Here is a 13,780-nt window from a genome sequence, read left to right on the forward strand (position 1 = left end):
GGAAGGAGGAGATTATCACTTGCCGAATCGTATATTGGATATTACGGATTGCGGTGTGGAGGTAGACGGAAAAACCGATGTGACGGGCGCCATCAACCAATGCTTGGCCAAGGCCGTCAGCGAAGGCTGTCATACGGTGTTTTTTCCGCCGGGAACGTATAAAATCAACGGCACGCTTGGCGGGGACAGCAGCCAGCCGTTTCGGAACGCCGGGATTAACGTGCCGAGCCATCTCACCATCGTTTTAGATCCGGAATGCACGATTAAAGTGGCGCCGAACAGCTCCTGGGGCTACTCGGCTTTCTATATAGGCAGGCGGGAAAATGTCACCATCACCGGCGGCCGGATCATCGGCGAACGGGATGAACACACGTATACCAATGTCCCTTTGCGTTCGACCCATGAATGGGGGTTTGGAATCTGTATTGAAGGCAGCAGCAATGTGCTGATCGAAAATGTGAAGATTTCGGATTTTACGGGAGACGGCATTATTGTCAGCCCGCTCGGGTTAAAAACAAACAGTGATTACGAAACTTCAGAACAGGTGACCATCCGCCGCTGTGAGATCAGGCAGTCAAGGCGAAACAACATTTCAATCACCGGCTGCAATACCGTTACGGTGGAAGAATGCGTGATTGAAGACGCCGGGCAAGGGAACGGAACGGCTCCGAAATTCGGAATCGATATTGAATCGTACGGAGAAGGCGATATTGATTATGAAGAAGCTCTTCATATTACGGTCCGCAACAACTTCTTTTCCGGAAACGCCGCAAGCTCAGTCACCAATTTTAACGGATATCATGTGTTAATTGAAGGAAATCATTCCGATAACACAATCAGCTACGGGTATGGGGCACATACCGTCATTTCGGGGAATATCTTCTTTCGGTCAGACGGCGGCTCAAGGACCGCAGTCGCCGGACAAGGTGTGTCACAAGGACAGGACAGCAGCAATGCCGTCATTTCCAACAATCTGATTACCGGTTTTTCCACCGGAATAGATGTAAGGGGAAAAAGCGTCCTCGTCACCCATAACAAAATCAGTCAATTTGAAAATACGGGCATTTCCGTCTATCAGGCAGAAGATGTGACCGTTGACGGCAATGTCATTGAAAACGGACGTTCCGAAACGAGACGAAGCACGGGGATGCGGGCGACGCTGTCGGAAAACGCCGTCTTTATGAATAATACTCTGAATCAGGTAACGGACGGAATCAGCATGTCGGCCGGCAATATCACCGTAAAACAAAATGTGCTGAAATCGTTCAGCCGGGGCATATGGGTCACAGGCGGAAATGCCGTTATTGAAGGAAATACGCTGATTCCGAATGCGTATCAGGGCTCCGCGGAGTCCTATGCCGTATCTGTGACAAATGACGCCAGGGCTGTCATCAAGGGAAATCTCTTCAAAAGCTACAAAAACTATCCCATTTTCAGTTCAACATCCTCGGGAACCTCTGTCATCAGCAACCGCTTTGAATCATCACCGCTTATCGTTACCGTGTATCTGAATTCAGGCACGCATGAAGTCATAGACAATACGCTCACGATCAACCGAACGGCGGGCAGCCCGATCGGCATCTATCTGAACGGAACCTCAAATTCCCTCGTGTCGGGCAATACCATCAACAACCTTTCCGCCGCTTCTGCTTCCGCCATCCAAACCAATTCCTCCGCAAGTACTAAAATCATCGGCAACCGCATTATCAGAGGCGTCATTGTGAAACACGCGACAGATACGGACAGCGGAAATATCGTCATCTGAAAACGGTCCCGCCGGAAAAATAAAAAGAACACATGAACTCCGAAAGAAGGAGGGATGTGTTCTTTTTTGAAACAATACAGCCGTGCGCCTGTCAGGCATCTTTTTTACCTGATTTATATAAAACGATCATTTCTCTGATTAAAAAGAGGGCGAATAAAAACAGCATCAGCCATTCTGAGAAGGTGGTCAATTTAAAAGCGGACAGGTTGTTTTGGACCGCTCCATAGAAACTGAAACCTTGCAGCATATCTATCGTTACTGAAATGATCAGACAGGCAGCCAGCAAAAAAAATGAAACCCCCAATATTTTCATGCGCATCACTCTCCCTTTTTATCCTTTTCGATTACGCAGAACTTATACAGACTTTCCGCCGTGCATAATCTTTTGCCGTACAGGAAGAATATGAAAAAAACGAGGAAAGGTTTTTTGCGATATGCCGCCATTTTTTAAGCAGAAGAAACAAAAAAAAGCCGATCAAAACGACCGTGACAATGAAGGCAGAAAAGAAGCGGACAGCCAGCCGGACAAAGAGCGGGATGAGCCGATCTCCCTCAGCTTAAAGCAAAATATGAAGAAGCTGTCTGAGAGGTTCGGCAACAGTGCCGATGTCGTCATCCGCCGGCTTAAAATCGGAAAAGAAGAGCTTCCGGCCGCAATTGTGTATATCGCCGGTTTGGTAGACGAACAGCTCGTCAGCCAATCCCTTCTGGAGGATTTAATCGACATCCCGTCCGTTCAGCCGGAACAAGCGGTCTGCCTGATATACGATAAAACGCTTGCGATCGGCGGGGTGAAAGAGGCAGAAAAATGGAAAAGTCTTTATGCCGGGCTGGTGGCGGGCAGCACGCTCATTTTTGTCGACGGGGCTGACAAGGCGCTGATCGCCAGCACGGAAGGGGGAGAGCACCGGTCCATTCAAGAGCCGAGCACTCAGGTCTCTTTCCGCGGCCCGCGGCAGGGATTCACTGAATCTCTGCAAACCAATATTTCCATGATCCGCAGGTATGTAAAAACGCCTGATGTATGGGTTGAAAAAATGGAGATCGGACACGAAACGAATACGGATGTCGCGCTGATGTATATTAACGGAATTTGCGATAAAAAGCTGATTAAGGAAGTCCGCAAGCGGCTGAAGCACATTGACATCGACAGCATTCTGGAATCTGGCTACATTGAACAGCTCATTGAAGACGCGCCGTTTTCTGTGTTTCCCACCGTATATCATACGGAGCGGCCGGACGTTGTGGCGGGGAATCTGCTGGAAGGACGATTTGCGATTATCGTGGACGGAACGCCGTTCGTTCTCATCGCGCCGGCCTTATTTATTCAATTTTTTCAATCTGTTGAGGATTATTATTCACGATTTGATATCGCCACAAGCATCAGGGTGCTGCGGGTTTTGATTTTCTTCATTTCACTGGTGGCGCCGGGGATTTATGTGGCGGCGACGACCTTTCACCAGGAAATGATTCCGACGCAGCTGCTGATTGTCATCGCGGCTCAGCGGGAGACGGTGCCGTTCCCGGCCGTGATTGAAGCGCTGACGATGGAAGTGGCCTTTGAGATTCTCAGGGAGGCGGGTGTCCGGCTTCCGAGAGTTGTCGGCTCCGCCGTTTCCATAGTCGGAGCGCTTGTCATCGGCCAGGCCGCCGTACAGGCCGGCATCGTCTCCCCGGCCATGGTTATCGTCGTCGCGCTGACGGCGATTGCCAGCTTTGCGACCCCGGCTTTTGACATGGCGATATCTGCGCGCCTGATCCGGTTTCTCTTTATTCTGTCGGCGGCGGTCATGGGATTTTACGGGCTGATTCTGGGCATTATCATGATGTTTGTCCATCTGTGCGGCCTGCGTTCATTCGGATTTCCGTATATGTCCCCGCTCGCTCCTTTAACCCCGGGCGGGCTGAAGGATTCCCTTCTCCGAGCTCCGTTATGGGCGGATGAAAAAAGGCCGGGACTGCTCGTGCAGGAAAACAACAGGCGCCAAGGGGAACATCAAAGACCGAAACCGGAGACATCCAGAGGAATGGTTAATAAAGATGTAGAAGAGGGCGACGGTAATGAAAAGACGTAAATGGATGCTTATCCTTTGTACGATGGTTTCCCTTATGTTTGTATCCGGATGCTGGGATAAAAGGGAGCTGACCGATCTAGCGGTGATCTCCGCCATCGGTATTGACCGAACCGAAACGGGAAAATACGTCCTTCACTTGCAAATTATCAATCCGGGAAACGTGGCCGGCGGTCTGCAGGGCGGCGGAGCGGGAGACCGGCCTCCGGTTTCCGTCTATTCGGTGTCCGGAGACAATATGACGGAAGCTTTGAGAAAAGGCTCGATGAAAGTGTCCAGAAGGCTCTATTTTGCGCATACGAATCTCGTGGTGTTCAGTGAAAAACTGGCGAAAGAGGAAGGGCTCAGTTTTATTCTGGACAATCTTGACCGCGACACCGAATTCAGGACGACCGCAACCGTTGTGATCGCGCATAATTGCAAGGCTGAAGACATTATTAAAGTGCTGACGCCGATTGATAAAATCCCTTCCAATAAAGTGAACAAGACGCTCAGCTTCACGCAGGAACAATACGGCAGAGTCATTAAAACCAACCTTCAGGACGTTCTGATTGATCTCGCTTCTCCGACCGGGTCACCGTTTATTCCGGGTTATGAAATGCACGGAGACGATAAAGCCGGTCCTACGATGGAAAATACGCAGACAACTGAACCGAAAGCAGTGCTGTCAGCGGACGGACTGGCGGTGTTCAAAAAGGATGGGAGGCTGGATTACTGGATTGAGGATGACGACAGTGTGGGGGCTGTATGGCTGCTCAATAGGATCAAGCATACGTTCATCAATGCGGATTGGAAGAATGTGAAGCATGCAATCAGTCTGCAGGTCACCCGCCAGAATACAAAGGTGACGGCCACTTTTCCGAACGGAAAACCGCATATTCACGTGCATGCTCAGGTCGAAGGGCTGGTGGACGCTGTCAGATACCCTTTCCATCTGTCTGATCCGCAAGTGCTGATGACGATGCAAAAGGCGCTCAGTGTGCAGCTTGAGAAAGATATCACCAAATCGATTGAAGATATAAAAGCCCATAAGAATGACTTCGTCGGCTTCGGAGACCTGATCTATCGGAAGCATCCGGACAAATGGAAAAAGTTCAAAGGGAAGTGGGATGAAGAATATTTCCCCAATCTCCCCGTAGATGTCAAAACAGAAGTCATTATCAGAAGAACGGGCTTGCGGAATAATCCTCTCTCAGACAAGCTTGAGCATGATTGATTTGAGGAGAAAGGAGCGAAGCGTATGGAAAATGCGAAAATCGGCACGCGTCAGCTGTTTATTATGATCATTTTGTTTGAATTGGGCAGTTCGTTATTGATCCCGCCGGGCACGATGGCCGGGCGGGATGCGTGGCTGTCCGTGCTTCTCGGGTGCGTTATCGGTCTCGGACTTTTCTACGTTTATCAGGCGCTGTATCAATTTTTTCCTGAGTCTTCTCCGAGAGATTACATGAACGAACTGATCGGCAGACATCTGAGCTGGGCGGTCTCCCTTCTTTATATTCTCTATTTTGCTTATATCGCCGCCCGCGTATTGCGGGATTTTGGCGAAATGCTTGTCACCTTCGCCTACCAGGACACGCCGCTTTTAATTGTGAATGCCATGCTGATGATCGCCGCAATATTTGCGGTCAGAAAGGGAATTGAAGTGATAGCGAGAGCCGGCGAGCTGCTGTTTGGCATTATGTATTTCCTGACAGCCGTCGGGCTGATCCTCATTATCAGCTCAGGCACGATAAACCTCAGATTTCTCCAGCCCGTTTTAGCGGAGGGTGCAGGAACGGTCATTTATTCCGTGTTTAAACAGACGATGTTCATCCCGTTTGGTGAATTAATCGTGTTTGTCATGATTTTCCCTTATTTAAAAGATCGGAAAAAGGTGAAGAAAACCGGATTTCTGGCGATTATCATCAGCGGGCTGTTTTTGGCAATGTCAGTGGCGATTAATATTTGTGTGCTGGACGTCAACTTAATGCTCCGCTCTCAATTTCCGCTGCTGAGCACCATACAGACAATTAAAGTGGAAGAGTTTTTAGACCGGCTGGATGTCTTTTTCATGCTCGTGCTCGTCATCGGCGGTTTTTTCAAAGTCAGCCTTTTTACATATGCGGTTGTCGTGGGCGTGTCCACGCTGTTTAAAGAAAAAAATCCGTCCCAGCTGGCCTTCCCGGTCGGATTAGGGGTGCTGATTCTCTCCATCAGCATCGCAAGCAATTTTTCGGAACACATGAATGAAGGCTTAAACATTGTGCCGATCTATATTCATCTTCCGTTTCAAGTGCTGTTCCCCGTTTTGCTGCTTATCATTGCCGTTATTAAGAAAAAGGTCAAAGGGACCGTCTATACAGTTTCGAAGAAATAACCCGGCCGGGGCGCCGGGTTTTTTAAAAAATCATGATTTTTGTCTTAATGCATTGACAAACTTGCCTGACAATTGTACATTTTGATTTATTCTTATAAAATTACTAGGAAATATAGGTTTAGTGGTGTTAATATGTTCCGAAACCGTATTTCAGAATAGAAGGAGATCCATCATGACAAAGAAAAAAGAAATCAAACTCGGTGTGTTTCTCGCGGGCACCGGCCATCATGTCGCTTCTTGGAGACATCCTCAGGCACCGGCGGACGCGAGCATGAATTTGGATTATTTCAAAGAACTGGCGAAAACAGCGGAGCGGGGGAAACTGGACATGCTGTTCTTGGCGGACAGTTTATCAATAGACGGCAAATCACATCCGAATGTGCTGACGCGCTTTGAGCCGTTTACGCTGCTGTCGGCGCTCGCTCAGGTCACATCCCGCATCGGTCTGACGGCGACCGCGTCTACCACATACAGCGAACCGTTCCATATCGCGAGACAATTTGCATCGCTTGACCATCTTTCCAACGGCCGCGCGGGCTGGAACGTCGTCACATCTTCGATTGAATCGACCGCGCTTAATTTCAGCGGCGAAAAGCATCTTGAGCACCATCTCAGATATCAGCGCGCGGAAGAATTCGTTGAAGTCGTCAAAGGATTATGGGATTCGTGGGAGGAAGACGCCTTTATCCGTGACAAAGAATCAGGAGCATTTTTCGATAAAAACACAATGCATGAATTGAACCATAAAGGAACATATTTCTCCGTGAGAGGGCCGTTAAATGTCGCCCGCACACCTCAAGGGCGCCCGGTCATTATTCAGGCCGGATCATCAGGAGACGGAAAAGCGCTGGCCGCCAAAACGGCGGAGGTCATTTTCACCGCGCAAAATCATTTGGAGTCCGCGCAGGAATTCTATCAATCTATTAAAGAACAAGCGGCTTCTTTCGGCCGTGATCCTGAAAAAATCGCGATCATGCCGGGAATTTTTCCCGTTATCGCCGATACCGAAGAAGAAGCGCAGGCAAAATATGAAGAGCTCCAAGACCTCATCATTCCGTCTGTCGGCCTGAACATTCTGCAAAACTATCTGGGCGGCGTCGATCTTTCCGCCTGCCCGCTTGACGGCCCGCTGCCTGAATTGGATGCGGATGCGTCGAATGCCGTTAAAAGCCGCTTCAAGCTCGTTCAGGAGATGGCCAAACGCGATAACATGACCATCCGCGAGCTGTACAAATATGTGGCGGGTTCAAGAGGCCATCATATCTTTGTCGGAACGCCAGAACAGCTTGCCGATAAGATGGAAGAATGGGTCGGAAAACAAGCTTGTGACGGTTTCAACATCATGCCGCCGCTTTTGCCTGAAGGTCTCACTCTTTTTGTAGACAAAGTGATTCCGATTTTACAAGAACGGGGCGTGTTCAGAAAAGAGTATGAAGGAACGACGCTCAGAGAACATTTCGGACTGGAAAAACCGGCAAACCGATATGCCGACTAAAGGAGGGCTCATCATGTCAAGACAATACCGGCTCGCAACGGAGGCAGACGCTGATGAGCTGCTTTCACTGACACTGCGGGCGTATGAACCGATCCGCAAGCTCGGCATCAACTTTGCCGCTGCCACGGCGGATAAAGAACTCGTTTTGAATAACATACAAAAAAACGCCTGTTACGTTTTGGAGGAAGACGGCCGGATTCTGGCGACGATTTCTCTGCGGATGCCGTGGGGGCCGAATCCCGGGCCGTACGGTGTTCCACATATTTGGTGGTTTGCCGTCGATCCTGAAACCGGAAAAAAAGGGACGGGCTCAGACATGCTGGAGTGGCTGGAGAATACAGTGCTCCGCGACACATTAAAAGCGCCTTTCGTGTCACTGGGCACAGCGGACAAGCATCCGTGGCTGATCGGCATGTACGAGCGAAAAGGCTACGTCCGTGCAGGCGAAAAGGATCTAGGAAAAGGGCACATCACCATCTATTTAAAAAAACAATTGCAGGATTAACATATTAATAGGAAAAGGCGGGATTTTAATGAAGAAGAAAACATGGACTTTGCTGCTGTCTGCCGCGCTTTTGGCGGTCTTATCAGCATGCGGAAACGGAAAAGAAAGCGAAGGCGGCGATAACGTACTGCATGTCGGCGCCACGGGACAAAGCTATCCGTTCGCATATAAAGAAAACGGCAAGCTGACCGGCTTTGACGTGGATGTCATGGAAGCCGTTGCGAAAAAAATCAACATGAAACTGGACTGGAAGCTGCTTGAATTCAGCGGTCTGATGGGAGAGCTCCAGACCGGCAAACTCGACACCATCTCTAACCAGGTCGCTGTCACGGACGAACGCAAGAAAACGTATAACTTCACAGAACCGTATTCGTATGCGGGCACTCAAATCGTCGTCAAAAACGATAACAAAGACATCAAATCAGTCAACGATCTAAAAGGAAAAACAGTGGCGGCCGTTCTGGGCTCAAACCACGCGAAAAACCTTGAGAGCAAGGACCCGGATAAAAAAATCAACATGAAAACGTATGAAACACAAGAAGGCACGCTGAAAGACGTGGCTTACGGACGGGTTGACGCTTATGTAAACAGCCGCAGCGTCCTGATCGCCCAGATCAAAAAGACCGGTCTGCCTCTGAAATTAGCAGGAGACCCGATTGTCTATGAAAAAGTCGCTTTCCCGTTTGCGAAAGATGCGGCTCACGATAAAATCCGCAAAAAAGTAAACAAAGCCATTGAAGACCTGCGAAAAGACGGCACGCTGAAAAAGCTGTCTGAAAAGTACTTTAAAGAAGATATCACAACAGAAGCAAAGCATTAAGAAACGGCGGTGAAAATCGAGAATGAACAGCATTGATTGGGGATTTATGTTTTCAGCTTTTCCCGCGTTAATCGAAGCCTTGCCGATCACATTACTAATGGCCGTCGCGGCCATGGTATTTGCCGTGATCGGCGGCCTTATATTAGCGCTTATCACAAAAAATCGTGTTCCTGTGCTTCACCAGCTGTCAAAGGTGTATATTTCATTTTTCCGGGGCGTGCCGACGCTCGTCCAGCTTTTCTTAATTTATTACGGCCTGCCTCAGCTGTTTCCCGGAATGAGCAAGATGACGGCGTTAACTGCGGCGATTATCGGGTTAAGCCTGAAGAATGCCGCCTACTTGGCTGAAATCTTCCGCGCGGCGCTCAACTCAGTCGATGAGGGGCAGCTTGAAGCCTGTCTGTCTGTCGGAATGACAAAATCCCAGGCGTACAGGCGGATCATTTTCCCGCAAGCCGTCAGAAACGCGCTTCCCGCGACGGGAAATACGTTTATCGGCCTGTTAAAAGAAACATCGCTCGCCTTTACATTAGGAGTGATGGAAATGTTCGCCCAAGGAAAAATGTATGCATCAGGCAACCTCAAATATTTTGAGACGTATTTAGCCGTCGCGGTCATGTACTGGATTCTTACGATTATTTACAGTGTGCTGCAGGATCTGCTCGAACGGGCGATCAGCAAGCCTTATCGCACATAGGAGGAGGCTCAGGATGATACAAGTCAGACATATTCGAAAAGCATTTAAAGACCTTACCGTACTTGAGGGGATCGATCTTGAGATCAAAAGCGGCGAAGTCACGGCCATCATCGGCCCGTCAGGCTCGGGAAAATCAACGCTCCTCCGTTGTTTGAATCTGCTGGAGCGCCCGGATGACGGCATCATTGAAATCGGTGATGCAAAGCTGAATGCAGCGTCCTATTCGCGCAAAGACGTTCATAAGCTTCGCCAGCAGACGGCGATGGTGTTTCAGAATTACAACCTGTTCAAAAACAAAACCGCCCTGCAAAATGTGACAGAGGCGCTGATCACCGCGCAAAAGAAACCGAAAAAAGAAGCGGAACAGATCGGTATGGATCTGCTGCGGCAAGTCGGTTTAGAACACAAAGCGGACAGCTACCCGATTACGATGTCAGGCGGACAGCAGCAGCGGATCGGGATTGCGCGCGCCTTGGCCGTTGATCCTCACGCGATTTTACTGGATGAACCGACTTCGGCCCTTGACCCTGAGCTTGTAGCCGGGGTGCTCCAAGTCATCAAATCAATTGCCGAAAAACAGACAACCATGATCATCGTCACGCATGAGATGGCTTTTGCTCGTGAAGTGGCCGACAAAGTTATTTTTATGGCGGACGGACGCATCATCGAACAGGGAACGCCGGAAGAGCTGTTTGACAATCCGCAGAACGAACGGACGAAAAAATTTATTAAGCAAGTGGGAGAGCCCGCCGAACTTGTCTAAGAAGGGAAGAAGAAGAAATGGCAAATGAAACGTATGAATCATTAAACAAACGTTTAATCAATATCCGCCGCGACCTTCATGAACACCCTGAGCTGTCAGGCGAGGAATACGAAACGACGAATAAAATCCGCCGCTGGCTGGAGGAAGAAGGAATTACGGTTCTTGATATGCCGAAACTTCAAACCGGAGTGATCGCTGAAATCAAAGGAGACAAAAGCGGCCCCGTCATCGCCGTCAGAGCGGACATCGACGCATTGCCGATCGAAGAGAAAACAAACCTTCCGTTTGCTTCGCGCAACAGCGGCGTGATGCACGCCTGCGGCCATGATTTCCATACGGCATCTATCCTCGGCACGGCTTTTTTATTAAATGAGAGAAAGCATGAGCTGAAAGGAACGGTGCGGTTTATTTTTCAGCCCGCGGAAGAAATCGCCGCCGGAGCAAGACAGGTCATTGAAGCCGGCGCGCTTGACGGTGTATCGGCGATATTCGGCATGCATAACAAACCTGACCTCCCCGTCGGCACGGTCGGTCTGAAAGAAGGCCCGCTGATGGCGAGTGTCGACCGCTTTGAAATCACTGTTAAAGGAAAAGGCGGCCACGCCGGAATCCCTGATAACAGCATTGATCCGATTCAGGCGGCAGGACAGATCATCGGCGGCCTGCAATCGGTTGTCAGCAGAAATATCAGCTCGCTTTATAATGCCGTCGTCAGCATCACAAGAGTTCAAGGCGGCAGCTCTTGGAATGTCATCCCGGACCATGTTGAAATGGAAGGCACCGTCCGGACGTTTCAAAAAGAAGCGCGTGACGCTGTTCCGAAACATATGAAGCGGGTTGCCGAAGGAATCGCAGCCGGATTCGGGGCAGAGGCTGATTTCCGCTGGTATCCTTACCTTCCGTCAGTGATGAACGACGCCCGTTTCATACAGGCGGCGGAACAAACGGCTGAAAGCCTCGGGCTTCAGACCGTTCGGGCAGAACAGTCGCCCGGCGGTGAAGACTTTGCATTATATCAAGAAAAAATCCCCGGCTTCTTCGTCTGGATGGGAACAAACGGAACAGAAGAATGGCACCATCCCGCCTTCACACTCGACGAAAAAGCGCTCCCGGCAGCGGCTGAGTTTTTCGCCCGGCTTGCCGTCAATGTATTGGAGCAGACGGAATGAATACGGAAAATCTGACGGCCGGACTTGCTCAGGCCGTCATGTCGTCTGTGCCGGAAACATCCGCTGAAGCGATGAAAGAAGCGCGCAAAGGACTGCTTGATTTTACAGCGGCAGCTTTTGCGGGGAGACGGGATAAAGGAGTTGAAAAGCTGGTAAAACTGGCCGAAGAAGAAGGCGGGGTGCCGATAGCGCCGCTTATCGGCAGAAATCAAAAAACCACGCCGTCCCAATCCGCGCTCATTAACGGATTCATCGCACATGCGCTTGATTTTGACGACGTTCATTCTGATGTAAGAGGACATCCGAGCGCAGTCATCCTTCCGGCTTTGATTGCAGCCGCATCAGCCGGCCGTATAGACAAAAGCCGTTTTCTCGGTGCTTATGTGACGGGAATTGAAGTGATGGCGCGGCTCGGCGAGTCAGCTGGAAGGCATCATTACGAGAAAGGCTGGCACAATACAGGAACGTTAGGTGCCATTGCGGCCGCATGCGCCGTCGGATTCGCGGAGAATCTGAATCAAACCCAATTGCAGAAAGCAATCGGGTTTGCGGCTGCCCGTTCCGGAGGCATGAGAGTGCAATTCGGGACAGAAATGAAGCCGCTCCACGCCGGACTGGCCGCTCAAGCCGGATTGTTCGCCGTGCAGCTTGCCAAGGCCGGTTTCGGCGGCTCAGTTCATGCGCTCGACGGGGAGAAAGGTTTTTTCGGACTGTACGGCGATCTTGAACGGGCAGAAACCCTGCTTGTAAACGGGTGGGGAACACCTTGGCGGATTGTGAGCCCGGGACTTTGGTTTAAGGTTTATCCGTTTTGCTCGGCGGCTCATCATGCGGCGGACGCCATTCTCAAGCTGAAGGCCGAACATGGTCTCACTTTCGGCCAAACGGAACGGATCGACGTGATTTATCCGCCGGGCGGTGACGCTGCATTGACAGAACGGCGTCCGAAAACAGGCGAAGCGGGAAGATTCAGCGTGGAATATGTGATCACCTTAGCTTTGCACGGTAAGGATTTTTCAGTTGAACATTTCACATCCGAGCCGATTCCGGAATCCCTTCAAAAAGGATTTGAGCGGATTCACCGCAGCTGCGATGATCAAATTCAGCCGGCTGACAACGCCGTTCCGAAGGGCCGTTTTACAATTGTACGGGTCACGGCTTCCAGCGGTCATGTTTATGAAACACGTATCGACTGTCCGAAGGGAGCGCCGGGAAACGGTCTTTCTGAAAAAGACATTGAAGACAAACTCCGGCTCGCTTTACCGGGAGAAGAGAAAAAGGCGGAAGAATTGATCAAAGCAGCCGGACAATCAAATATGGACCGTTATTTACAGCTGATATAAATAAAAAGAGCGGGGGGATGCAGCCCTCGCTCTTTTTACGTTCACTTCTATTGAATAGGGGGATATAGGGTGCGCCCCTGTCTGCGCTGGCAGGGGCGCGGTATCAGGAAACGGCCGTGCCGTTTTCTTTAACCGTGAAACTTCCTCTTGATAAGCGGATGTTGATATCCGAAACTTTGGCAATTTGTTCGTCGTGCGTAACCATGATGACGCATTTGCCGTCTTTATGCGCCAGATCCTGAAAGAGCCGGACGATTTCCTTTGACGTATCCTCGTCGAGATTTCCCGTCGGCTCGTCCGCGCAAATCAAATCCGTGTTACAGCAGAAAGCCCGCGCAATTGAAACGCGCTGCTGCTGTCCGCCGCTTAATGTCAGCACCCGCTGACGGGCCTGCTGTTCGGTGATGCCGACTTTTTTCAGCATGCTGAGCGCGAACGCATCTTTGTTGTTCTCCTTAGAGTCGGTGATCTCCATCGCCGTTGTGACATTCTGGAGCGCCGTCATATACGGGATCAGATGATAAGATTGAAAGACGATAGAGACATATTGATTTCTGAATTTGGTTAATCCGATTTTGGAGATGTCTTTTCCGTTATAAAGGATGCTTCCCTCTTTAGGTGTGTCAAGGCCGCCAGCCAGAGACAGAAACGTTGTTTTTCCCGTTCCGGAGGCGCCGACAATTGTATAAAACTTCCCTTTTTCAAAGCTGATCGTTATATCCTGAAACAGCGGCTGTGATTTATCTTGGTACCAGTAGCCGGTCTGTTGAAAGGTTAATAGGCTCATTATGC

At 50.1% G+C, this 13,780-nt stretch carries 13 protein-coding genes; 11 read left to right on the plus strand and 2 right to left on the minus strand.

The window, feature by feature from the left end; genetic code table 11:
* The first annotated feature begins 19 nt into the window (after positions 1–19).
* Positions 20–1,765: a right-handed parallel beta-helix repeat-containing protein gene (locus NSQ37_RS07230; RefSeq protein WP_341123463.1), complete on the plus strand. Its 1,746-nt coding sequence runs from the start codon at positions 20–22 to the stop codon at positions 1,763–1,765.
* Between the two features lie 91 nt (positions 1,766–1,856).
* Here NSQ37_RS07230 and NSQ37_RS07235 read toward each other — a convergent pair whose 3' ends face one another.
* Positions 1,857–2,078 carry a hypothetical protein gene (locus tag NSQ37_RS07235; RefSeq protein ID WP_007410254.1) on the minus strand — a complete coding sequence of 74 codons (222 nt, stop codon included), beginning with the start codon at positions 2,076–2,078 and terminating at the stop codon, positions 1,857–1,859.
* Positions 2,079–2,199: 121 nt separating this feature from the next.
* Here NSQ37_RS07235 and gerKA point away from each other — a divergent pair, with 121 nt between their 5' ends.
* The 10 genes from gerKA to NSQ37_RS07285 all read left to right on the plus strand — a co-directional run bounded on the left by gerKA (position 2,200) and on the right by NSQ37_RS07285 (position 12,988).
* Complete coding sequence (gene gerKA, locus NSQ37_RS07240) at positions 2,200–3,840, plus strand: spore germination protein GerKA (protein WP_039252803.1); 1,641 nt, start codon at positions 2,200–2,202, stop codon at positions 3,838–3,840.
* Positions 3,827–5,053, plus strand: a complete 1,227-nt coding sequence (locus NSQ37_RS07245) for a Ger(x)C family spore germination protein (RefSeq protein ID WP_060563071.1) — start codon at positions 3,827–3,829, stop codon at positions 5,051–5,053. The genes gerKA and NSQ37_RS07245 overlap by 14 nt, the downstream gene beginning before the upstream one ends.
* A 24-nt stretch (positions 5,054–5,077) precedes the next feature.
* A complete protein-coding gene (locus tag NSQ37_RS07250) occupies positions 5,078–6,196 on the plus strand; it encodes a GerAB/ArcD/ProY family transporter (RefSeq protein ID WP_014416891.1) in 1,119 nt (372 codons plus the stop codon).
* Positions 6,197–6,365: 169 nt separating this feature from the next.
* Positions 6,366–7,691: an LLM class flavin-dependent oxidoreductase gene (locus NSQ37_RS07255; protein ID WP_341124670.1), complete on the plus strand. Its 1,326-nt coding sequence runs from the start codon at positions 6,366–6,368 to the stop codon at positions 7,689–7,691.
* Positions 7,692–7,704: 13 nt separating this feature from the next.
* Complete coding sequence (locus NSQ37_RS07260) at positions 7,705–8,196, plus strand: GNAT family N-acetyltransferase (protein WP_003156352.1); 492 nt, start codon at positions 7,705–7,707, stop codon at positions 8,194–8,196.
* Between the two features lie 28 nt (positions 8,197–8,224).
* On the plus strand, positions 8,225–9,016 hold the full coding sequence (locus tag NSQ37_RS07265) for an amino acid ABC transporter substrate-binding protein (RefSeq protein ID WP_341123467.1): 792 nt from the start codon (positions 8,225–8,227) through the stop codon (positions 9,014–9,016).
* Positions 9,017–9,038: 22 nt separating this feature from the next.
* The gene (locus NSQ37_RS07270; RefSeq protein WP_007410261.1) at positions 9,039–9,713 is read left to right on the plus strand and encodes an amino acid ABC transporter permease; all 675 of its coding nucleotides are present in this window, start codon (positions 9,039–9,041) and stop codon (positions 9,711–9,713) included.
* 13 nt (positions 9,714–9,726) lie between these two features.
* Positions 9,727–10,476, plus strand: a complete 750-nt coding sequence (locus NSQ37_RS07275; protein WP_326142697.1) for an amino acid ABC transporter ATP-binding protein — start codon at positions 9,727–9,729, stop codon at positions 10,474–10,476.
* Positions 10,477–10,493: 17 nt separating this feature from the next.
* Positions 10,494–11,645, plus strand: a complete 1,152-nt coding sequence (locus NSQ37_RS07280; RefSeq protein ID WP_007410263.1) for a M20 peptidase aminoacylase family protein — start codon at positions 10,494–10,496, stop codon at positions 11,643–11,645.
* Positions 11,642–12,988 (plus strand): MmgE/PrpD family protein, encoded by a 1,347-nt coding sequence (locus NSQ37_RS07285; protein WP_099566392.1) that lies wholly within the window; start codon positions 11,642–11,644, stop codon positions 12,986–12,988. The genes NSQ37_RS07280 and NSQ37_RS07285 overlap by 4 nt, the downstream gene beginning before the upstream one ends.
* Before the next feature lie 103 nt (positions 12,989–13,091).
* Here the strand turns inward: NSQ37_RS07285 and NSQ37_RS07290 are convergent, their stop codons facing one another.
* Positions 13,092–13,775 carry an ABC transporter ATP-binding protein gene (locus NSQ37_RS07290; RefSeq protein WP_326146242.1) on the minus strand — a complete coding sequence of 228 codons (684 nt, stop codon included), beginning with the start codon at positions 13,773–13,775 and terminating at the stop codon, positions 13,092–13,094.
* Between the last annotated feature and the right edge of the window lie 5 nt (positions 13,776–13,780).

This window comes from Bacillus sp. FSL P4-0334, assembly GCF_038004825.1.
Lineage (GTDB): Bacteria > Bacillota > Bacilli > Bacillales > Bacillaceae > Bacillus > Bacillus velezensis.